The organism is Actinoplanes italicus (genome assembly GCF_003001815.1).
Taxonomy (GTDB): Bacteria; Actinomycetota; Actinomycetes; order Mycobacteriales; family Micromonosporaceae; genus Actinoplanes; species Actinoplanes italicus.
In genome coordinates, this window is record NZ_PVMZ01000044.1 from 1 (window position 1) to 21,470 (window position 21,470).

General features: G+C 69.1%; 20 protein-coding genes. 13 read left to right on the top strand and 7 right to left on the bottom strand.

Going from position 1 to position 21,470, the window contains the following annotated elements:
* The first annotated feature begins 546 nt into the window (after window positions 1-546).
* Entirely contained in the window at window positions 547-1,320 is a 774-nt protein-coding gene (locus CLV67_RS49850; RefSeq protein ID WP_106331075.1) for an SDR family NAD(P)-dependent oxidoreductase, read from the top strand.
* Between the two features lie 66 nt (window positions 1,321-1,386).
* On the opposite strand, the gene CLV67_RS49855 is transcribed toward CLV67_RS49850, so the two are convergent.
* Window positions 1,387-2,028 (bottom strand): NADPH-dependent F420 reductase, encoded by a 642-nt coding sequence (locus CLV67_RS49855; protein WP_106331035.1) that lies wholly within the window; start codon window positions 2,026-2,028, stop codon window positions 1,387-1,389.
* Between the two features lie 85 nt (window positions 2,029-2,113).
* On the opposite strand from CLV67_RS49855, the gene CLV67_RS49860 reads away from it, so the two are divergent.
* Window positions 2,114-2,452 carry a winged helix-turn-helix transcriptional regulator gene (locus tag CLV67_RS49860; RefSeq protein WP_106331036.1) on the top strand — a complete coding sequence of 113 codons (339 nt, stop codon included), beginning with the start codon at window positions 2,114-2,116 and terminating at the stop codon, window positions 2,450-2,452.
* A gap of 7 nt (window positions 2,453-2,459) precedes the next feature.
* Here CLV67_RS49860 and CLV67_RS49865 read toward each other — a convergent pair whose 3' ends face one another.
* Complete coding sequence (locus CLV67_RS49865; RefSeq protein ID WP_146169646.1) at window positions 2,460-3,269, bottom strand: hypothetical protein; 810 nt, start codon at window positions 3,267-3,269, stop codon at window positions 2,460-2,462.
* 61 nt (window positions 3,270-3,330) lie between these two features.
* Window positions 3,331-3,657 carry a hypothetical protein gene (locus CLV67_RS49870; protein WP_106331038.1) on the bottom strand — a complete coding sequence of 109 codons (327 nt, stop codon included), beginning with the start codon at window positions 3,655-3,657 and terminating at the stop codon, window positions 3,331-3,333.
* Window positions 3,658-3,788: 131 nt separating this feature from the next.
* On the opposite strand from CLV67_RS49870, the gene CLV67_RS49875 reads away from it, so the two are divergent.
* The 5 genes from CLV67_RS49875 (at window position 3,789) to CLV67_RS49895 (ending at window position 7,613) form a co-directional block, all read left to right on the top strand.
* Complete coding sequence (locus CLV67_RS49875; RefSeq protein ID WP_106331039.1) at window positions 3,789-4,511, top strand: AraC family transcriptional regulator; 723 nt, start codon at window positions 3,789-3,791, stop codon at window positions 4,509-4,511.
* Window positions 4,512-4,564: 53 nt separating this feature from the next.
* On the top strand, window positions 4,565-5,380 hold the full coding sequence (locus tag CLV67_RS49880; RefSeq protein WP_106331040.1) for an alpha/beta fold hydrolase: 816 nt from the start codon (window positions 4,565-4,567) through the stop codon (window positions 5,378-5,380).
* 7 nt (window positions 5,381-5,387) lie between these two features.
* Window positions 5,388-5,945 carry a dihydrofolate reductase family protein gene (locus CLV67_RS49885; RefSeq protein WP_239166971.1) on the top strand — a complete coding sequence of 186 codons (558 nt, stop codon included), beginning with the start codon at window positions 5,388-5,390 and terminating at the stop codon, window positions 5,943-5,945.
* A gap of 68 nt (window positions 5,946-6,013) precedes the next feature.
* Complete coding sequence (locus CLV67_RS49890) at window positions 6,014-6,901, top strand: CPBP family intramembrane glutamic endopeptidase (RefSeq protein ID WP_106331042.1); 888 nt, start codon at window positions 6,014-6,016, stop codon at window positions 6,899-6,901.
* Window positions 6,882-7,613: a helix-turn-helix domain-containing protein gene (locus CLV67_RS49895; protein WP_106331076.1), complete on the top strand. Its 732-nt coding sequence runs from the start codon at window positions 6,882-6,884 to the stop codon at window positions 7,611-7,613. Before CLV67_RS49890 ends, CLV67_RS49895 begins: the two co-directional genes overlap by 20 nt.
* Window positions 7,614-7,772: 159 nt before the next feature.
* Here the strand turns inward: CLV67_RS49895 and CLV67_RS51585 are convergent, their stop codons facing one another.
* A complete protein-coding gene (locus CLV67_RS51585) occupies window positions 7,773-9,365 on the bottom strand; it encodes a phasin family protein (RefSeq protein WP_146169647.1) in 1,593 nt (530 codons plus the stop codon).
* Window positions 9,366-9,845: 480 nt separating this feature from the next.
* Entirely contained in the window at window positions 9,846-10,271 is a 426-nt protein-coding gene (locus CLV67_RS49910; protein WP_203737887.1) for a DUF6326 family protein, read from the bottom strand.
* Window positions 10,272-10,382: 111 nt separating this feature from the next.
* Here CLV67_RS49910 and CLV67_RS49915 point away from each other — a divergent pair, with 111 nt between their 5' ends.
* The 3 genes from CLV67_RS49915 (at window position 10,383) to CLV67_RS49925 (ending at window position 13,765) form a co-directional block, all read left to right on the top strand.
* Window positions 10,383-11,489 (top strand): sensor histidine kinase, encoded by a 1,107-nt coding sequence (locus tag CLV67_RS49915; RefSeq protein ID WP_203737886.1) that lies wholly within the window; start codon window positions 10,383-10,385, stop codon window positions 11,487-11,489.
* Entirely contained in the window at window positions 11,486-12,139 is a 654-nt protein-coding gene (locus CLV67_RS49920; protein WP_106331046.1) for a response regulator, read from the top strand. The genes CLV67_RS49915 and CLV67_RS49920 overlap by 4 nt, the downstream gene beginning before the upstream one ends.
* Window positions 12,140-12,211: 72 nt before the next feature.
* Window positions 12,212-13,765, top strand: a complete 1,554-nt coding sequence (locus CLV67_RS49925) for a GGDEF domain-containing protein (RefSeq protein ID WP_106331047.1) — start codon at window positions 12,212-12,214, stop codon at window positions 13,763-13,765.
* Window positions 13,766-13,785: 20 nt separating this feature from the next.
* Here CLV67_RS49925 and CLV67_RS51590 read toward each other — a convergent pair whose 3' ends face one another.
* The gene (locus CLV67_RS51590) at window positions 13,786-14,028 is read right to left on the bottom strand and encodes a hypothetical protein (RefSeq protein WP_146169648.1); all 243 of its coding nucleotides are present in this window, start codon (window positions 14,026-14,028) and stop codon (window positions 13,786-13,788) included.
* Window positions 14,029-14,266: 238 nt separating this feature from the next.
* Between CLV67_RS51590 and CLV67_RS54520 the strand changes: the two genes are divergently transcribed.
* Genes CLV67_RS54520 through CLV67_RS49935 form a run of 3 tightly spaced genes read left to right on the top strand, consistent with a single transcriptional unit; the run spans window position 14,267 to window position 20,660 of the window.
* Window positions 14,267-14,398 (top strand): hypothetical protein, encoded by a 132-nt coding sequence (locus CLV67_RS54520; protein ID WP_275414988.1) that lies wholly within the window; start codon window positions 14,267-14,269, stop codon window positions 14,396-14,398.
* 60 nt (window positions 14,399-14,458) lie between these two features.
* Complete coding sequence (locus CLV67_RS49930) at window positions 14,459-17,692, top strand: tetratricopeptide repeat protein (RefSeq protein WP_106331048.1); 3,234 nt, start codon at window positions 14,459-14,461, stop codon at window positions 17,690-17,692.
* A 4-nt stretch (window positions 17,693-17,696) separates the two neighbouring features.
* Window positions 17,697-20,660: a tetratricopeptide repeat protein gene (locus CLV67_RS49935; protein ID WP_106331049.1), complete on the top strand. Its 2,964-nt coding sequence runs from the start codon at window positions 17,697-17,699 to the stop codon at window positions 20,658-20,660.
* Here the strand turns inward: CLV67_RS49935 and CLV67_RS51595 are convergent.
* Window positions 20,605-21,456: a hypothetical protein gene (locus tag CLV67_RS51595; RefSeq protein WP_146169649.1), complete on the bottom strand. Its 852-nt coding sequence runs from the start codon at window positions 21,454-21,456 to the stop codon at window positions 20,605-20,607. The genes CLV67_RS49935 and CLV67_RS51595 overlap by 56 nt on opposite strands.
* Between the last annotated feature and the right edge of the window lie 14 nt (window positions 21,457-21,470).

Consider the following 21,470-nt stretch of genomic DNA (forward strand, 5'->3'; position numbering starts at 1 on the left):
TGGTCGATTTGCTGTCTTACCTGGAGCCTCGCCCTCATCGATCACCGGTCCCTGCTGACCCGGGCTGACCTGCAAGATCAGGTTGAAAAAGGCTCAATCTCTGCGATGGCGTTCAATTGAATTAACGATTCGAGACGCTGAGGATGGAGTGAAGGATGGAAACAGCCTCACTGATCATTGGAGCTCTAATGTCGATATTTATCATTGGGTACGTTGTCATCAAGTTTTTTGATGCTTAGCAGTATTTGTCGTTTTTGGGTGATAAGGCGTGCCTTGGTGGATCGCCAAGATTCGTTTTGCCTCGCTGCAACTCAGGCATTGCCGTTCCCGACCTCGCCGATGATTCATTCCAGCGTAAAACCGGCCCACGGCGGGCTGCGAGGCGAGCCTTCCAGCGTCCCGTCGCCCCAGCTCTCCAGCTTCGCGTACGCATTCTCAGGACTGATCGGCTGGTCCGTGCACTTAGATCAAGTGCACGGGTAGCTGGCGGTGTCGACCGGTGAACCGGTTCATCGGGTCCGTCGGTCGTCCGGCAGGATGGCTGTCATGGCGACGATTCTGATTACCGGCTCGAGCGACGGCATCGGGCGGCACACGGCGCAGATCCTGGCGGCGGACGGGCATCGGGTGACGTTGCACGCCCGCACCGAGCGTCGCGCCGAGGACGCCCTCAAGGCCGTGTCTCAGGCGCACGGTGTGATCGTCGGTGACCTGGCCTCCCTGGCGCAGACCCGTGGGCTGGCCGTCCAGGCGATCGAGGCCGGCCCGTTCGACGTGGTGATCCACAACGCCGGCATCGGTGGCGGTCAGTCCGCCCCGGTGATCACCGAGGACGGGCTGGAGCGGATCTTCCAGGTCAACACGCTCGCGCCGTACCTGCTCACCGCGCTGATGCCGACGCCGTCCCGCCTGATCTATCTGACCTCGGGACTGGAGGCGGACGGCCGGGCACGCCTCGACGACCCGCAGTGGCAGAACCGGCAGTGGGACGGGATGCAGGCCTACAGCGATTCCAAGCTGTACGACGTGATGCTCGCCTTCGCGGTGGCCCGGCTCCGGCCCGGCACCCTGAGCAACGCGGTCGACCCGGGCTGGATCCGCACCCGGCTCGGCGGCCCGGACGCCACCGACGACCTGCCCGAGGGTGCCGAGACCCAGGTGTGGCTCGCCACCTCCGAAGAGCCGGCGGCCACGGTGACCGGGCACTACTTCAAGCGCCGCACGGCTCTGCCGGCCAATCCGCAGGCGTACGACGAGGGTCTGCAGGAGCAGCTGCTCACCCTCTGCGCGGACCTCACCGGCGTCAAGCTCCAGGCCTAGTCAGCGACCATCGGCCGGCCGGATGAAGACCCGGCCGGTTCGCGGCAGCGGTGACGAGATCAGGTTTCACGCGGGCCCGGTTCCGGTCGACGGAGCTCCGGGAATGGCCGACTGCGGGTCGACACCGGAGAAGGCGAGCCCGATGACGAACCCGGCGACCTCCTCCAGTTGGCGTGCCCGGTCCAGCCCACCGAGAACGGCGGGCATGCCTCCGAGGTCGCGCACCAGTGAGCCGGCGATCTCCAACGCTCGTGAGTCGCCGCCGCACATCGCGACCGTCACCGGCGGCGACGCGGGAGTCGTCCACTGTGTCGACGGAAAGAGATGGAGTGCTTTGACCACGTGCGCGCCCGGGGCGAGGCCGGCGATCTGTTGAGCGAGGGCCCGGCCGGGTTCCGTCCGCAGAACGCCGACGCCGTGGTCGACCGCGTTCGTCGGATCGATGAGAATTTTGCCGGTGAGTGACCCCGCGGGAGCACCGGCCGCGGTGAGGATGTCGCCGATGCCTGTCCAGTGGACGGCGAGAAGAACGACGTCACTGTCCACGGCGATCTCGGACAACCGGCGGGTACGGGCTCCGGCCGCCTCTGCCGCGGCTCGGGCCCGCTCTATGGAGCGGCCGCCGATGCTGACGTGGTGTCCGGCCGATGTCCAGCGGGTAGCGAGCGCCGTGGCCAAAATTCCGGTGCCGAGAATTCCGATACGCATGGCGTCAGACCATAGGAATGGTGATCCGAACCGATCGGAGAGTCACACACCGTGTGGTGCGCAACGGCCATGACACGATGGCCGCATGGAATTCGTGGCGGACTGCCGCTTGCGTATGGCCACGGATCTGTTCACGCACGTGTGGGATCCGGTTGTTCTCGCCGCTCTGACGGCGGGTCCGCAACGTCGGCGCGCGCTGCGGGTGAATATCGGCGGCATCAGTGACAAGTCGCTCACCGAGGCACTCGAGCGACTCGTCGGCAGCGGCCTCGTTCACCGCAGGTCGTACGCCGAGGCGCCCCCGCGAGTCGATTACGCGTTGACGGCCCTGGGCCGGACCTTCGCCGACGGACCGATGCGGGCACTGGCGGATTGGGTCGTCCAGCACGGCGACGACCTCATCGAGGCAGAAGAAGCACCCTGACCCGTGATCACGTGGTGAACCGCCATCGCCGGCTGTCGGCTCCGGGCCAGGTTCTGAGCAGATTGGCAGCCAGGACGCCGCCGAAGGCCACGGTTCCCTCGTGCGACGCGTAGGCGATCCAGTCGTGGTGTTCGTCGGTCCAGAGGCCCTCGGGACCGGTGTACCTCGGTGCGAGAGTCATGACGTCCAGCAGGTAGTCGGGTCCGTACTCCCGCAACTCGACCACCCGCGAGCGACCCAGGCCCCGCAGCACCTGGCGGACATGATCGACGCCTTCGTCCTCCCACATCGATCCTTCGTCCAGGACCAGCACGTCCAGCGGGATCGGGCCACCCAGCATGGGATGCCACAGACCGTCCTGCACATCCCATCGCCGTTGCAGCGCTGCGCGCCACGTCGATCCCTGTTGTGGCGTCAGGACGCGCCGGTACGGAAGGGGGTCCGCTCGGAATGTGGACTGCTTCCTCCAACGCTGCACGTTCGCCGCGAAGAGGCGGCGTTCATCGGCCATGGCCTGCGCCTGGATTTCGCCGTGTGGCGGCTCGGTGAACACGGAGTTCGCCACCTGGGCCGCCGTGAGCAATGCGCGACCGAGGTCCTCCACGCCGGGAAGCCGGTCGGGATCGAGACGTTCGACCTCCACGAGGATGGCGGCGACGACGTTGTAGCGAGGAAAGGTGCGCTTCGCCTCGGTGGTGTACGTGTATCCGTCGGCCTGACGGCCCCCGCCGGGCAATCGTTCGTACTCGGCTCTGAGGTCCGCGTCTCGTCGCATCAAATAGCGGCGTGCGGTCACGTGCAACGTCGTCGCATCCACCCGGAGATCCTCCACCAGGGTGATCCATCGCCCCGCAGAGGGGCGATGGATCACGGGGCGCTCAGCAGCGTTCGGTCATGACGTACTTCCACATGCGGGCCCAGCGCCATCCGACCTTCTGACGGGCGGGAACCACGAAGCACGGGTTCGCCACGGGCCCCAGCTTGAGCACTCGGACGGTCAGGTCGTACGAACAATTGTTCTTGACGTAGATCGTCTGATTCGCCAGGCCCACGTCGTGACTGATGGAAGCGCAGCTGGGAAGGGAAGCGGCGGCGGCCGGGGCGGCGGCACCGAGCAGGAGCATGAGGCCGGCGGTGCCACCGGCGGCCAGCCGGCCGAGCGTGCGGTGCGGGAAAGCCCGGCCGGACTGCGATGAGGTCGACATTCTTCTCCCTGGAGGTTCGGGCGGTGCGCTGATGCCGACCATCAGACCCCGCCGGCCGAGCACGGGGAATGGGGAGAACTCCCCGTGGACGTGTGAGCTGGGGCCGGCGGACAAGGCGTTAGGCTCGGACCGTGCCGATCGAGAGTGACCATCGCGGATCGGATTCGCCCTACGTGGCGCGGGTCTGGCGTGGCCGTACCTCCGGTGTCGGGCAGATGACCTCGATCGCCACGTCGACCTGGGAACTCGTCTTCTGGGAGCAGCACGGCGTCATGCACGCCGCCGTCCGGGGACCGGAGACGACGGCGTCGAGTGCTGAGACGGCCGGTGACTCGGAGTCGTTCGGGATCACCTTCGCGCATGGGACCTCGATGCCCCACCTTCCGATCGGCGCGCTCGTCGACGGCGGGCAGGACAGTCCGCACGTGACCGGACGTACGTTCCTGCTGCGCGGTGAACAGTGGCAGATTCCGGACTTCGACGACGCCGAGCTGTTCGTGGAGAAGCTCGTGCGTGCCGGAGTTCTGGTTCGTGACCCGCTCGTGAACGAGGTGGTGTGGGGCGGCGCCGCACGGGTCGGGTCGCGGTCGGTGCAACGGCGGGTGGCCGCGGCGACCGGCCTCACACAGGGCGCGATCCGTCAGATCGAACGGGCGCGGGAGGCCGCGGTGCTGCTCGGGGCAGGGACCGCGGCCCTGGACGTGGTGGAGCGGCTCGGCTACTACGACCAGCCCCACCTGGCCCGCTCGCTGCAACGCTTCATCGGGCGGACCGCCACGCAACTGCGGCGGCCGGATCCCGCCGCCGATCCCCTGTCGCTTCTGTACAAGCCCGAGGGCCCGGCCGGCTCATAGCGTCGTGTGCAGGCGGTGACCGGCACCGCCGTACACCATGAAGGGCCCCTCCGATGTCAGAAGGCACTGTCACGTCTGCCGACGGCACCACCATCGCCTACACGGCGTGGGGCGCCGGCGACCCGATCGTCATCATCGACGGCGCGACGGCCTATCGCGCCACCAACCCGTTGAACCGGGAGACGGCGGAACTGCTTGCCGGCGAGTTCCTGGTCATCAACTATGACCGGCGTGGTCGTGGCGAGAGCGGCGACACCCTGCCGTACGCCGTCGAGCGCGAGTTCGAGGACCTTGCGGCGATCATCGAGCAGGCCGGCCAGGGGCGCCCGGCGACCGTGTTCGGCTGGTCGTCCGGTGGCAATCTCGCCCTCAACGCCGCCCACCACGGCGGGCCGATCACGCGTGTCGCGGTGTTCGAGCCGAACGCGGCCGTCGACGACGCCCGCCCTCCGCTGCCCGGCGACTACGTCGAGCGCCTCGACGCCGCCATCGCCGACGGCCGGCCGGGCGATGCGGTCGCCCTGTTCATGACCGCCGCGGTCATGCTGCCGGACGAGGCGGTCGCCGGGATGCGTGAGATGGACTTCTGGGCCGGGCTCGAGGCCGTCGCGCCCACGATCGCCTACGACGGCCGTCAGGTCGGTGACGCCCTGGCCGGCAGGCCGCTGCGCCCCGGACTGTGGAAGAACATCGACGTCCCGGTCCTGGTGATGTACGGGGCCGACACCTGGCCGGCCCTGGCCGCGGGCTCCCGTGCGATCGCCGCGCACCTGCCCGCGTCCACGCTCGAGCCGGTACCCGGCGAGGAGCACTCGACCACCGCCGACGTGCTGGCCGCCGCGCTGCGCGCCTTCATCAAGGAGAACTGACGTGGGCATGATCGTGCTGACCGAGTTCGTCTCCATCGACGGCGTCGTGGAGGCACCCGGGGGAGAGGACTTCAAGTACCCGAACTGGACCTTCGAGTTCGAACGCGGACCCGACGGCGAACGATACAAGGAGGCCGAATCGCTGCGGGCCTCGGCGCTCCTGCTGGGCCGCAAGACCTACGAGGGCTTCGCGGCGGCCTGGCCCCAATACGACGGCGAGCTCGCCGACAAATACAACACCATGCCGAAGTACGTCGTATCGAGCACCCTCACCGACCCGCAGTGGGCGGGCACCACCGTGCTGAACGGCGACCTGGTGAAGGACGTGACCCGGCTCAAGCAGGAGGTCGACGGGGAGATCTCCGTGGCCGGGAGCATCCAGCTCGCCCAGAGCCTGCTCGCCCTGGACCTCGTCGACGAGATCCACCTCATGGCCTCGCCGGTCATCCTCGGCCACGGCCGACGGCTCTGGGCGCAGGCGCCGGACAAGACCGCGTGGACGCTCAGCGAAGCGACGGTGTACGGCGACAGCACCCTGCTCACCGTCTACCGGCGTCGCGCTTGACCTTGCCCCGACGGCACGGTTTCTACTGCTGAGCGCATCTACTGGTTCAAGCCGAGGGAACACCGCTGATGGGCGCACCACACTCCGACGAGACACGGCCGTTCGGCGTACACCTGCGTGTGGCCTGGTGGAAAGCGTTGCTGGCCGTCGTCGTACCGCCGGTGATGTTGCTGGTCCTGCAGGTTCTTGGTTATCAGCTCGTCGGTGTGCTGGAGGGCAGTGACGACCCGTTCGCGCCGGCCATGACGCCGTTGAAGTTCCTGGCCGTCAACCTCGCCACCATCGTCACAGGCGTGCTGGCGATCCTGCTGCTGGCGTGGCTGGCCGGGGTGCCGTGGCGCAGGCTGATCAGTTCACCGCGAGCGTTCGATCCCCGCCGCCTGCTGTTCTACCTGCTCGGCGCGGCGGTCCTGGTGGCGGCGGGGATCGGCGTCGTGGCACTCGTCGCGCCCGAGTCTCCCGGTTGGGTCGCCTTCGGCGTCTCGGGCACGACGATCGTCATGCTCGTGCTGACCCTGCTGACCACGCCGTTGCAGGCGCTCGGCGAGGAGCTGATGTTCAGAAGTGCCGCGCTGCCCGCCGCCGCATCGTGGGTGCGCGGGGTCCGTACCGCCGTGGTCGTCGGTTTGATGGTTTCGAGTCTGACCTTCGCGCTGCTGCACGGCTCCGCGGACCCCTGGCTGTTCGGTTATTACGCCTTCATCAGCGCCTGCACCGGACTCATGGCGATCATGAGCGGGGGCATCGAGGCGCCGGTCGCTTTCCACGTCGCGAACAACGTCCTGTTCACCAGCGTCAACACGCTGATGTCGGACGGTGAGCCCTTCTCGATCGACCGATCCTCAGGTTCCGGGGACGCGGCCGTGCTGATCCTCGGTGTCGTCAACATCGCGATGCTCGTGCTCGTACGGTGGCGTGAGAAGAGGAGCGGTGACCATGTCCTGGAGCACTCGTGAGATCGCCGAGCTGTCGGGCATCACGGTCAAAACCGTGCGTTACTACCACGAGATCGGACTGCTTGAGGAGCCCGATCGGAAATCCAACGGCTACAAGCAGTACGAGGTACGCCATCTGGTCAGGCTTTTGCAGATCAAGCGGCTGACCGGGCTCGGGGTCGGGCTCACCCAGATCGCCGCGATGGGGACGGACCTGGACGGTCAGGCTTCGGTGTTCCGGGTGATCGACACCGAGCTCGAAGCCACTATTGAGCGGCTGCAGGGAATCCGGCGGGAACTGGCCGTTCTTTCCCAGCCTGGGGCGGTGCCCGACGTTCCGCCCGGCTTCAACGGGGTCGCGGAGCAGTTGCGTGACAATGATCGGGCGCTTTTGATGATTTACTCCCAGCTTTTCTCGGACGAGTCGATGGAGACCGTGCGGCAGACGCTGGAGGCGCACCCCAATGACGCGTTGGACGAGGCGTTTCGTGACCTGCCGGAGGATGCGGACGAGGTCACGCGACAGGCGCTTGCCGAACAGCTCGCACCGTTGATGAATCCCGCGACGGCCGCCAACCCGGTCACGTTGGAGCCGCAGACCGAAGCGGCGCGAGCCACTGCCGGCCAGGCGCTTCAGGCGCTGTACAACAGTGCTCAACTCGACGTGCTGCGCCGGGCACACCAGATCACCCGACTTCCGGTTCCGGAGGCCCCGTCCGGGGAGAGCCGTTAGCGTCACCTCGGCGTGATGGCCTTCGTCGAGGAGCAGCCCCCGCACCCGTCGTGGCCCAGCTCAGGGTGCTCGACCTTTCGATGGGGACCATGAGTGATGTCGGAGGTCAGGTGTTGCTGGCCGGGCAGCCACTGACCCGGCTGTAGCCGTCCGCGCTTGTCAGGTCACCGCCGGGAACAGGCCTCCGCCCAGCGTCTCGCCGACGTCACCCAGGGCCTCACCGGGATCGCTGAGGGTTTCTGCGGCGTCGGTGCCTGCGTCGCTGAGGGTTTCTGCGGTATCGGTGCCTGCGTCGCTGAGGGTTTCTGCGGTATCGGTGCCTGCGTCGCTGAGGGTTTCTGCGGTATCGGTGCCTGCGTCGCTGAGGGTTTCTGCGGTATCGGTGCCTGCGTCGCTGAGGGTTTCTGCGGTATCGGTGCCTGCGTCGCTGAGGGTTTCTGCGGTATCGGTGCCTGCGTCGCCGAGCGTCTCTGCGGCGTCGGTACCCGCATCGCCCAAGCTGTCCGCGGTATCAGTGCCGGCATCGCCCAGGAACTCGGCGGCCTCAGTACCCGCATCGCCCAAGAACTCGGCGGTGTCGGTACCGGTGTCACCCAGCTGCTCACCTACCTCAGCCAAGCCGTCTGCGGCGTCGGTGCCGGTGTCTTCCAGGAATTCGGTGGCGTCGGCACCGGCATCGTCTAGGAATTCGGTGGTATCGGCACCGGCGTCGTCTAGGAATTCGGTGGCGTCGGTGCCGGCATCGTCCAAGAACTCGGCAGCGTCGGTGCCGGCGTCGTCTAGGAATTCGGTGGCGTCGGTGCCGGCATCGTCCAAGAACTCGGCAGCGTCGGTCCCGGTATCGTCCAGGAATTCGGTGGCGTCGGCACCGGCATCGCCCAAGAACTCGGCAGCGTCGGCGCCCGCGTCATCCAGCGTCTCCGCGGCATCGGTACCGGCGTCGCCGATCTGCGCCACGGGACCGCCACCGACGTCGACGCTTGCACCGGGGTTCTTCGCGTACTCGGCCGCGTCGTCGAAGGTTCCCTGCAGGGCTTTCTCGTCGATGAGATCGATAGGTTCGGGACGGTACTTGGTGCTCTTTTCCGCCAATTCAGTATATTTTTCGATCGATTTACCTTGAAAGTGTTCCCATAGCTCTTTTCCGCCCTCCGCCAATGAGTCCTTGGCCGATTCCCAGATGACACACCGCGCATGCGCCCATGCGTCATCATTCTCCTCCTCCTGCTTCTTCTCCGCCTCCTTCCTTTTCTCGGATTCGGATTTGGTGTCAACGAGTGGGTTGCCCTCGTTACTGTCGGCGGGGGGAGTGTAGGTGGAGGTCTTTGCCCTTTCCCTGTCTTCGGCCTCCTTGACCTTGGCCTTGTGGTCTTTGTCTTCCGGCGCCTCGCATTCCTCTTTCTTCTCGGCGCTCGGGCCGGTCGACGACCCGGCCGGAGTGGCGGGGGCCGGCTCGCCCGATGCCGGCGGCTCGTCCGGGGGCGGATCGTCTGACGGTGACGACCGGACGAAGGGGGAGACAATCGCTGCCGACAAGGTCGGTGAGCGCCTGTCCAAGGTGCTGAGCTGCGCTCTTGCGTCGCGAGGATCTCTCGCCGGGATGCCTTCGAGCACTGCGAGGTGACCAGTCGGCATTGTCAGCGTTCGACCGGGTTGCCGGTGCCCAGCGGATGCCGCCGCTGGACCGATGCCCAGCGTCGCGCCGGTCACCAAGCCGATGCCGACCGTCAGCAGCCTTGTCAGACTGTTCATCGCCGTGCCCCCTCACGAATTCCGTCGCCGGGAAGCAGACCACGCCGGCCGAGAAGACATGAGGTGTTTCAAAGAACACGGGCCGTTCGGCCGATGCGCGGTATCGAATCGACCGCCGGCCCGTTTCTCTTCATCTGAGCGAGCTGGAGCGGGGCCTTTCGGTCCTCATCGACGGAATGCCTCCCTCAGCCAACGGATTGATCCGTACCGGGATCAGCGGTTCTTACGTGGTGACGGCGTAGATCGCGAGTATCAGTCTCCTCTGTCTTCGACCTGCTCGGTGCCGATGAGAACGATCTGACCTCGGCGCTCGGCTTCGCGCTTGCCAGGGCACCGACGGTCTACGATCTCGGCCCACGTCTCCCACCCACCGAACCGATTCCCAACGGTGCGTCCTACCGCGCGTCACGCCTGTGGGTCCTTCTCGACCAGCTTCAGACGGCGCCTACGCTGGCCGCAGCCCTCGCCGGCAGTAAGAACCTAGGTGGTACGAGTTGACGGCCATGTCCAGGCGACCCGGGTGATGACCAGCAGGAGCGCCACCTGGATCAGGATCCCGACGATGTAGTAGATCCAGGTCTCGCCGATCAGCGTCGCCGCGGCGGTCGCCGCGTAGAACAGGCTGACCACGATGTTGGCGATCCGGTTGACCCGCGCGCGGGCGACCAAAGACACGACGACCATCAGTGCGGGAACCACCACGTACAACGTCGTGAGTAGTAGGAACGTCTGGTCGATAGCGAACCCCGCGCCGGACACCTCCCCGGCGAGGACTCCGTCGATCACGTCGGCGCGGAAGAAACCGAAGATGTCGACGTAGGCGAACACCAGCAGCGTGGTCACCCACAGGCCGCAGAGCACCACCTTGACGTCGACCGCGGTGTCCACAAGGTCCTTCTGTCTCATGCCCGTCAGTCTCATCGGATCGGTGGCCGGGGCGCCCGAATCATGTGGCCGGAGCCCGCCTGGCCGATCGGCCAGGGACCGGACGGTAGCCGGATCGTTACTGTGGCATTCGTGTCGAAGGCGGCGTACACCTGGCGTGACGGGGTCCTCGCCGTGCTGGTCCTCATTGCGCTCGTGTTCGATGTGGCCTTCCAGAACGCGGCCTGGCGACCGGTGGCAGCGGTCTTCGGTCTCGGATTGGTGCTGGCGGTCCTGGTCCGGCGAATCCATCCGCTGTCCGCGGTGGTGTTCGCCTTCGGCGGGTTCGCGATCCTCGACGTGGCCGCGTATGTGACAGGGACCGAACCGATGACCCTGCACAGCGGCTGGGTGGTGCTGGTCCTGGTCTACTCGCTGCTGCGGCGGCGCGCCGGCCGCGACGTGATCGTCGGGCTGGCAGTCGTGGCTCTCGCGATGACCGCCATCGTCGGTGTCGACTTCCCCGGCATTGCCGAGACGATCGCCGGGATCGCGATCGTGCTGTTGGCCGCGGCCCTCGGGGCGTCCGTCCGCTACCGGGGCATTGCCCGTGAACAGCTGATCACGCAGGCCAAGCTCCAGGAACGCGAACGGCTGGCCCGCGAACTGCACGACACCGTGGCCCACCACGTCTCAGCGATCGCGATCCAGGCGCAGGCCGGCCTGTTCCTCGCCCGGTTGGAGTCGTTGAGCGGCGCGACGGAGGCCCTCGAGACCATCAACCGCGAGGCCGCCCGTACGCTCGCCGAAATGCGCATGATGGTCAGTGCCCTCCGCGACGTCCGGGAGCGGTCGCCTCTGACGCCGCGGCATCGGATCGCCGACATCGAGCGCCTCGCCGGCGACAGCACCACGACGCTGCGCATCGGCGTCGAGCTGCGCGGTGACCTGACGAACCTGCCACCGGCAGTCGAGGGCGCCCTCTACCGCGTGACGCAGGAGTCGGTCGCCAACGCTCAACGGCACGCTCAGCACGCGACCCGCGTCAGCGTCGAGGTGACCGGCAGCGCCACCGATGTCCGGTTGACGGTCAGCGATGACGGCAGGCGGGTCGCGGCTGCCACCTCTTCGCACGGGTTCGGGCTGGTCGGCATGACCGAGCGAGTCACCCTCCTGGGCGGCACGCTCACCGCCGGACCGAATGCCGATCGCGGCTGGAGCGTACGCGCCGTCCTTCCTCGTCCGGATGCCGCGGCATGACCATCCGTGTCCTCATCGCCGACGACCAGGGCATCGTCCGGGCAGGGCTGTCGACGATCCTCAACGGCAGTCCCGGAGTCGAGGTGATCGGAGAGGCAGCCGACGGGCGTACGGCCGTTGCCCTAGCTCGTCGTTTTCGTCCGGATGTCTGCCTGTTCGACATCCGGATGCCCGTCCTGGACGGCATCGAAGCGACCCGCCTGCTCGCGGGGCCGGACGTCGCCGATCCGATCGCCGTCGTCGTGATCACCACGTTCGACACCGACGAATACATCTACGGAGCGCTGCGGGCCGGTGCGCGTGGCTTCCTCCTCAAGGGCGCCGAACCGGATCAACTTCTTCAAGCGATCAATGCGGCGGTACGGGGTGACGCGCTCATCGATCCAGCGGTGACCGCCCGGCTGCTCGCCACGTTCGCCACCGGCGGCCCGGCGACGACACCGTTCCACCCGGTCGACGCCCTGACGGATCGTGAGGAGCACGTGCTGGGCCGGGTCGCGCTGGGCAGGACGAACGCGGAGATCGCGCGTGAGCTGCACATCAGCATGAGCACGGTCAAGTTCCACCTCACCGGACTGATGACCAAACTCGGCGCCCGGAACCGGGTCGAACTCGCCATGTGGGCCTACCAGACGAAACGTGTCACGTGATCCTCAACTGAGCGCGGTGCCGGCCGATGATGCGCGCATGACCGGTGGCCCGCGTTGAACCACGCCCGAGGCATGCCCGTCTACGCGGCGGCACACCTGCTGCCGGCGGGGCTCGCCGCCGTGTGGCTGGTGACGGCGATCGGTGGGTCCGAGGCGACCGTGCTGTTCACCAACCTGGCACAGGGCCTGACCTCGCTGTACGCCGGGCTCGCGTGCGTCCGCACGGCCATGAGGGCGAAGACCGGGCGCCTCGGGTGGGCACTGCTCGGAGCGGGCGCGCTCTGCTGGTCGGCCGGTCAGTTCGTCTGGACCTGGTACGAGAACGTCGACGGCAGAGAGGCGCCCTTCCCGTCCCTGGCAGACGCCGGCTACCTGGCCCTCGTGCCGTTGACCGTGGTGGGGGCGGCGACCTTCATCGGTACGCGCCGACGCGCGGCCCGATCGGTGCTGGACGGCCTCATCATCACCGGATCGCTGTTCTACCTCAGCTGGGCGACGGTGCTCGGCCCGCTGTACCACGACGTCGCGGCCACCACCCTGGAGTGGCTGGTGACGCTGGCGTACCCGGCCGGCGACGTCGTGGTGAGCAGCATGATGTTCATCCTGTTCGCGCAGGTGAGACGCGATCAGCGACGCGTGCTCGGCCTGCTCGGCACCGGCTATCTCGCCCTGGCGTTCGCCGACACGAGCTTCGCGTACCTCGTGAACAGCGGCAGCTACGCCTCCAGCAACTTCTTCGACCTCGGCTGGATCTGGGGATTCCTGGCGATCGGAGCCGCCGCCGGCCTGCAGCGGCGGACCGCTCCGGAGGGCGGCCGGCACCGCGAGGCGCAGCCGAGATTCTGGGCGATGCTGCCGTACGTGCCGCTGGCGGCGGCCGTGACGGTGTCGCTGGCCGTCACCCTGCACCGCGGCACCGTCGGCCCGATGCTGTACGTCCTGTCGACGCTGCTGGTACTGCTGGTGGTCGGCCGGCAGATGCTCAGCATGCGCGACAACCAGCGGCTCGCCGCCGACCTGCACGCCTCGGTCCGTCACCTGCAGGCCCGCGAGACCGAGCTGCGGCACAGCCAGCAGCAGTTGCTGTTCAGCGAGCAGCAGATGCGCCGCCTCGCCTACACCGACACGCTCACCGGTCTGGCGAACCGGGCCGCGCTGTTCGAGCGCATCGACACCGTAGCCATGGCCGGCGGCCCCGGCGCGGTCGGCCTGCTATACCTGGACCTGGACGGTTTCAAGCAGGTCAACGACACGTATGGCCACGCCGTCGGCGACGCGTTGCTGACCACGGTCGCGCACCGCCTGCGAGCCCACACCCCCGACACGAGCCTGCCCGCCCGCCTCGGCGGCGACGAGTTCGCCGTACTGGTGACCGGCGACGAGGTCCACGGCCTCGCCGACCAGGCCGCGCTGCTGGTCGACGCGTTCGCCCAGCCTTTCGCCGTGGCCGGCCTGAACCTCACCGTCACAGCAAGCATCGGCGCCGCCATCCAGCCCCGAGCCACCCTGCACCGCAACGACCTGCTCCGCCAGGCCGACATCGCCATGTACACCGCCAAGTCCGGCGGCAAGTCCCGCTACCACCTGACCGGCCAGCACCAGGCCGCCGGGCTGCCGTCGTCCTGAAGCACCGGAAACAGGCAACTTTATCCGGCAGTAGGTCTTCCGGGGAGGCGCCGCAGATGCAGTCGCGCCAGTCGGTGATCGGTGCCGACGATGACTGCTCCGGACCGGTCCACATTCATGGTGTTGATCGGCGCATCCAGGTCGATCTCCAGGTCGGGTGTATCGGATTGCCCTTCGAGGAGTTCCTCTGGCGACCAGGCCCGCAGGATTGTGTCCCCGGAAAGCGCCACGGGTGAACCGTCTGGCGCGATCACCCACTCCACGCAGTCCACCCGCGCCGATCCTCCGGAACGGATGAGCCGGATCCTGCGTTGTGTGCCGAGTTCCCAGGCCGTGACCCTCGCGAACTCATTTCCGGTTATCGCCACGACATCCTCTCCGCGGCGGAGAAATGCGATGTCGGTGACGAACCCGGGACTCGGCTGGGGGTCGGCCCAATCCGCCGCACCTCGGCGGCCTCACGGTGAAGACATGAACTGGTACTTCACCCAGGGAGAATCCATGTCAGACGATGGCAGCAGGAAGCGCGGGGCACGTGTATGGCTGGCCGGTGCGGCCGTCTCCGGTGTGCTCGCGGGAATCACCCGGGCGGTTACCAGCTGGCTGCTGGAGCATCTGCCGTACGACTGGTGACTCCGGCGCTGCTTCAATGGATCCGTCCGGTTGTCTGTCGAGTCGAGGCCGGTGGGGGACATGGGGCCGGGCCAGACGGTCGACGCGGTCGCGGGGTTCGGGTATGGCGTTGTCGGCGCTGACATCCACGCGTTCGGCGACGGCATGCCGCTGTATGTCCTCAGGAACCGTGCCGTCGAGCCGCCTGCCGAGTCGGCGTGGCTCCGGGAGATGCCCAGCCGGATGCTCAACGCCAGGTTCGCGGTCGTCGGCTTCACCGGACGGTCCCGGGAGCTCGCCGGCCTGGACTCCTGGCGGCGCTCCGGTCCGCGGCTGAGCGCGTTCTGGCTGCACGGGCCCGGCGGCGCCGGGAAGAGCCGGCTGGCCGCACAGGCCGCCGAGCAGGCCGCCGCCGACGGCTGGAAGGTGATCACGGCGGCGCCGGGGACCGGCAGCGTCCTGCCACCGCCCGGCAGCCAGGACCTGCGCAGCGGCGACGCGCCCGGCGTCCTGCTGATCGTCGACTACGCCGACCGGTGGCCGCCGAGTCACCTGGCCTGGCTGCTGCGCAACACGCTCCTGCACCAAGTGGGGCCGACGGTCCGGGTGCTGTTGCTGTCCCGGACCGCTGACGTGCCGACGGTCCTGCACAACGAGGTGGACCGGGTCGCAGTCCGTCCGCTGTCACCGCTGGCGACCGGCGGCGACGACCGGACCCTGATGTTCACCGCGGCCCGCGACGACTTCGCCGTCCACTACGGAATCGACCCCGCGGCGGTGCGACCACCCCCGCTGGCCGATGCGGATTTCGGGCTGACCCTGGCCGTGCACATGGCCGCCCTCGTCGCGGTCGACACCCACGCGACCGGTGCCGCTGCCGGTTCAGCAAAGCGCGGCACGGTCGCCGGCCTGACCATCCACCTGCTCGACCGGGAGAACCAGCACTGGGCGACACGCCCGATGAGGACCTCGCCGCGGGCGATGAACAGGACCGTCTACACGGCGGCGCTCACCGGTGCCACGCACCGCCGGGACGGCGTTCGCGTTCTGGACCTGGCGGCGGTGCCCGGCGACCCCGGGCAGGTTCTCGCCGACCACACGCTGCTCTATCCGGCCGCGAACGGCACCGAGCAGGTCCTGGAGCCGTTGCTGCCGGACCGGCTCGCGGAGGACTTCCTCGCCCTGACCCTGCCCGGCCACACCACCGACTATCCGGGCCAGCCGTGGGCCGCCGGCACCGCGGCCGCGGTCCTGACGGCCGGCCCGGCGCGTCCCCTGATCTTCCTCATCGCTGCCACCACGCGGTGGGCACACGTCGGCGCCACGTTGCTGTACCCGCTGGTGCTCGACCGGCCGGACCTGGTCGTCGCCGCCGGCAGCCCTGCGCTGACCGGGCTCGCCGGGCTCGCCGATGTTCCGGTCGCCGTGCTGGAAGCCGTGGAGGCCCTTCTGCCCGAAGGGCGTCACATCGACCTGGACGTCGGCGCCGCGGCGATCACTGCCGCCCTCACCCGGCACCGGCTGGCCCGCACCCGCGACCGCGCCGAGCGGGCGCGGCTGCACCACACGCTGGCCTGGCGCCTGGCCAATGCCGGGGGATACGGCCGGGCGGTGGCCTCCAGCCGGTGGGCGGTCACCCTGCGTCGTGAGCTCGCCCGTACCGACAGCGGTCACCTGCCCGGCCTGGCGGCGTCGCTGAACAACCTCGCCAACCAGCTGTACGCGGCCGGCCGTCCCGACCAGGCGGTCCGTGCCGGCCGGGAAGCGATCCGGATTCTGCGCGGGCTGCCCGCCGATCACCGGCCCGAGCTGGCGACCGCACTGAACAACCTCGGAGCGCTGCTGGCCGGTCAGGGCCGCCGGGCCGCGGCGCTGCGGGCGGGGGAGGAGGCCGTCGCCATCCGGCGGCACCTGCCGGACACCGATCCGGCCGAACTCGCTGGCGCGCTGAACAACTTGGCCGGCCGCCTGGCCGCGGTCGGCCGCAGGGCCGACGCGCTCGCTCCCGGGCTCGAGTCGATCGAGCTCCGCCGGAGGCTGGTACGCGCCGACCGTACCGCCCATCTTCCCGATCTTGCCTCGTCCTTGAACAACGTGGCCGTCTGGCTGGCAGGACTGGATCGGTTGCGGGAGTCGCACGCCGCCACCGAGGAGGCCGCCGAGCTCTACCGGGAGCTGGCACGCCTCAACCCGGGGGCGTACCGGACCGATCTCGCGAGCTGCCTGAACAACCTCGGGGTGTTGCTGACCAATCTCGGACATCGCCGTGAGGCGCTCGAACCGAGTCTGGAGGCCGTCGACATCCGCCGGCAGCTCGCCCGCGCCAACCCGAACCGTCACCTGGCCGACCTGGCCGCCCCGCTGAACAACCTCAGCATCCTGCTCGCCGAGCAGGGCCGCCACGAAGACGCGCTCGCCCTCGCCCGCGAAGCCGTCGACCTTTATCGGGACCTGGTGAAGGTCAACAGCACTGCCCACACACCTGATCTGGCGATGTCGCTGACGACTCTCGCGGCTCGCCTCTCCGAGTGCGGGTTCCCGGACGAGGGCCTGCCGCTGTGCGCCGAGGCGGCCGCCCTCTACCGGGAACTGTTCGCCACCGAACCTGACGCCTGGCTGCCCGATCTCGCGTCGGCGGTGCACACGCTCGGCGTGCTGCTCTCCGAGGTCGGCCGCCCCGCAGAGGCACGGGCGGCGTCCGCCGAGGCGGTCGACCTGCGCCGGGCACTGGGCCGTCGTGCCGAGCTCGGCCAGTCCCTCACCGTGCTCGCCGCGGTCCTGTCGGAGAACGGCGAGCACGCCGCGGCGTTGCCGGCCGCCGAGGAGGCCACCGAGATCTACCAGGCACTGACCGATGAGGACCCCGTCGCTCACCGGGCCGATCTGGCATCGGCCCTGACGAATCTCGGCATCATGCAATGGGAGTACGGCCACCGCGCGCGAGGCGTGGCGACCACGCGCTCCTCGGCCGCCGAATACCGCGCCCTCGGCGGCCACCCGGCGGATCTGGCCGGGGCGCTCAACAACCTCGGTTCCATGCTGTCCGACCTCGGCCGGCACACCGCGGCCCTGTCCGCGGCGAGGGAAGCCGTGGAGATCTACCGGGCGCTCACCGACCCCGCGGACCTGGCCATGGCCTTGGGGACCTACGCAACGGCCTGCGCCCGCAGCGGCCGTCATCGCGTCGAAGGCCGGCGTGCTGCCGACGAGGCGGTCCGGCTCTACGAACGTCTGGCGGCGCGGCGGCCCGAGGCCTTCGGTCACTCGCTGGAGTCGGCGCGACAGACACGCGACATGCTTCTGCGGCACAGTTGACCGCGTGTACGAGCAGAATGTCACCGCGGTCAACGGCTTCGCCTACGGTGCCATCAACGCCGACATCCACGTGTTCGGATCCGGCGAGCCGCTCTATCTGCTGGCGAACTGGGAACCCGAACCCCGCTCCGACCCCGACTGGCTCCGGGAACTGCCCAGCCGCATGCTCAACGCCCGCCGCGCGGTCGTCCCGTTCACCCGCCGCGACGACGAACTCGCCGACCTGCGCCGCTGGCGCGACAACGGGCCACGACTGCAGGTGCGATGGCTGCACGGCCCGGGCGGGCAGGGCAAGAGCCGGCTCGCCGCGCACTTCGCGGCCGAATGCGCCGCCACCGGATGGAAGGTGGTCACCGCGCTGCACGGCCCCGACGCCGACCCGCTGCAACCGGGCAGCCAGGACCTGACGGTCGACGGCTCACACGGTCTGCTGCTCCTGATCGACTACGCCGACCGGTGGCGGCTGAGCAGTCTGACCTGGCTGCTGAAGAACCGGCTGCTGCACCGGATCGGCGTACCGACCCGGATCCTGATGCTGGCCCGGGGCCTCGACGCCTGGCCGGCACTGTGCGCCATCCTGGACACCCACCAGGCCGGGACGTCCAGCATGCACCTTCCCGCGCTGTCGGACCGCGACGACCGCGAGGCCATGTTCAGCGTGGCCCGGGACCGGTTCGCGGGCATCTACCGGCTACCCGGCGTGCTGCCGGACGTGCCGATCGAGGACCCGCAGTTCGGGCTCACTCTCGCTCTGCACATGGCGGCACTGGTGCAGGTCGACGCGGCATCCCACGGGCTGCCGTCCCCGGCGCCCGGCGACGGGCTCACCCGATACCTGCTCAACCGGGAACAACTGCATTGGCGGCGGTACGGAACACGCCACCGGACGATGAACCAGACCGTCTACACCGCCGCGCTGACCGGCTCGCTCGACCGGGCACACGCGGTCTCGGTGCTTCGCCGGCTCAAGATCGGCCCGGACCCGGAACAGGCGCTCGCCGACCACAGCCGGTGTTACCCACCGGACCATCCGAGGCGGAGCACCGTACTCGAACCCCTGTATCCCGACCGCCTCGCCGAGGACTTCCTCGCCCTGACGGTGCCCGGACACACCGTCGACTATCCCGCCCAGCAGTGGGCGCCGCCGATCGCGACGAACCTGCTCACCACCGAGCCCGGAACCCTCACCCGGTCCGTCACCTTCCTGGCCCACGCCGCCGACCGGTGGCCCCATGTCGGCCGGCAGCTGCTGTATCCACTGCTGCACCGGCATCCCGAACTGGCCCTGCGAGCCGGCGGCACCGCCCTGACCACGCTCGCCGGCGTCCACCAGATCGAGCTCGAGCTGCTGGAACGCCTCGAACCGCTGCTCCCCGCCGGGCCGCACGTCGACCTCGACATCGCGGCGGCAGCGATCAGCACGGCCCTCACCCGGGACCGCCTCGCGAAGACGACCGACCCGGCGACCCGGGCCGGGCTCCATCAGACCCACGCCACCCGGCTAGCGAACGCAGGCCGGTTCGAGCAGGCCCTGACCGCGACACAGGACGCCGTCGGCATCTACCGTCAGCTCGGTGCCGCCGACGCCGCCACGTACCTGCCCGCACTCGCCGGGGCACTGGTCGACGCCGGTTTCTGCCTGATCGAAATGGGCCGCCACCGGGACTCCATGGGCTCCAGCACGGAGGCCGCCGATCTCTACCGGACGCTGGTACGTGCCGACGCGAGCCATCGGGGCGGGCTGGCGACCGCGCTGGACAACCTGGGCATCGCCCACACCGAGCTGAACCAGCCGGAGCTCGCGCTCGAACCGGTGCGGGAAGCCCTGGAGATCCGCCGGGCCCTGGCCGAGGACCAGCCGAGCCGGTACCGGACGCCCCTGGCGGCATCGCTGATCAACCTGGGCACACTGGCCAGCAGGCTCGGGCGCCGTGATGACGCCCTCGCGTACACCGCCGACGCGGCCGCGATCTATCGGGACCTGACCGCGACCGACCCGGACGCGTACCTGCCGGACCTGGCGATGGCACTGGCCAACGTCGCCACGTACACCTCCGAAATGGGCCGGCTCCGGGAAGCGTTCGGCCCGGCGCGGGAAGCGCTCGAGATCCGCCGCCGCCTCGCCACCGCCAATCCCGGCGCCTACCGTCCCGCGCTTGCCGCCTCACTGAACTCTCTCGGCGTGCTGTGGTCTCTCGCCGGCCGCCCGGATCGAGCGCTGGAACCCGCCGAGGAAGCGGTCATCGCCTACCGGAGCCTGGCCGGGACCGATCCGGCAGCCCACGAGGCAGACCTCGCCGGGGCCTTGACCAATCTCGGCATCCGGCGCTCGGAGGCAGGCCTGGCGGACCACGCGCTGTCGCCCGCGACCGAGGCCACGGAGATCTACCGGCGGCTCGCCGGTGCCGACCCGGCCACGTACCTGCCCGGCCTGGCGGCGTCCCTTCTCAATCTCGCGGCCCGCCACTACGACCTCGACCGGCCGCGGGAGGCCGTCGTACAGGCATCCGAATCGGTCAGGATCCTGCACCAGGCGGCCGCCGGGAATCCCGGCGCCCACCTGCCGGACCTGGCCACCGCGCTCACCAACCTCGCGGCGTTCCTCCTCGAAGCCGGCCGTCCTCACGAGGCGATCCGTCCGCAGCGCCGGGCCCTTGCCATCCGCCGGCGACTGGCCGCCACGCTGCCGCAGGCGTTCCTGCCCGGCGTCGCGAACTCCCTGCTGAACCTGGGCAGCGTGCTGGCCGAGGCGGGCCGGCCCGGGACTGCCGTCCGTCACACGCGTGAGGCTGTCACCATCTACCGGAGGCTGTCGGAGTCAGACCCGGACGCCTACGGATCGGGCCTCGAGACGGCGCTGCACAACCTGGCGGTCCAGTCCCGGCTGGTCGCCCGCCGGGCGGCGCCGTCGGTCAGTCGCGCCAGACGACTGCTTTCACCAGCAGTCCACCGTCGTCGATCTGGTTGACCGACTGCACCCAGCCCGGGTGGCCGGACGACGTGGTGAAGCAGTACTGCTGGTTGCCGCCGCCGATGAAGCGGTGTTTCGCGGTGTCCTTGGACGCCAGGCGGTGGGTACGGCAGCGGGCGTACGCGCCCTCCTGAGGGCCGGCGTAACTGTCGTCGTACGTCGCGGAATGCCGGGCGCTGGTGTAGAGGATGTAGCCCCAGTCCAGGTAGAGGTCGGCGTCCGCGGTCTGCTTGTAGAGCTTCTTGCTCGTGCCGCCGTCGAGGTCCACTCCGGTCTTGGAGTCGAGCGTGACCACGTCGTCGAAGATCACGGGCGGATCGTCCGATGCCGCGCCCTCCTCCCGTCCGGTGCCGGTGGAGGCGGCCGCGGCAGCCGCGTCCGTGGTCGTCGGCGAGGGCACCGGGCTCGTGGTGGCGGAGGTGGTGGTGCCGAGCGCGCCGGCCTGCGTCGGCGGCGTCGGCTTGGTGTCGCCGTCCAGGAAGTTGGGCAGGGCGATGAAGAACGCGCCCGCGGTGAATACCGTACCGATCACGGTGGACAGCACCACGACCCTGTTGCCTCGCGTCCGACGCGGCGGCGTTGACGGCTCGTTCGGCGGGGAAGCCGGGTGCGAGGCGGCCGCGTCCGGGCTGGGGTACCCGTTGCCGCCGACGCCGAGACCGCCGACCCCGTGGCCTGCGCCGCCGACGATGTAGGTCGCGTTGTCGCCGAAGGTGATGCCGCTGGGAGACGGCGGCGCTGCCCGACGGCCGCGCTGGCGGCGACCGGCGGGATTCTGATCAGAGCGTGGCACTGGAGCCCCTTTCC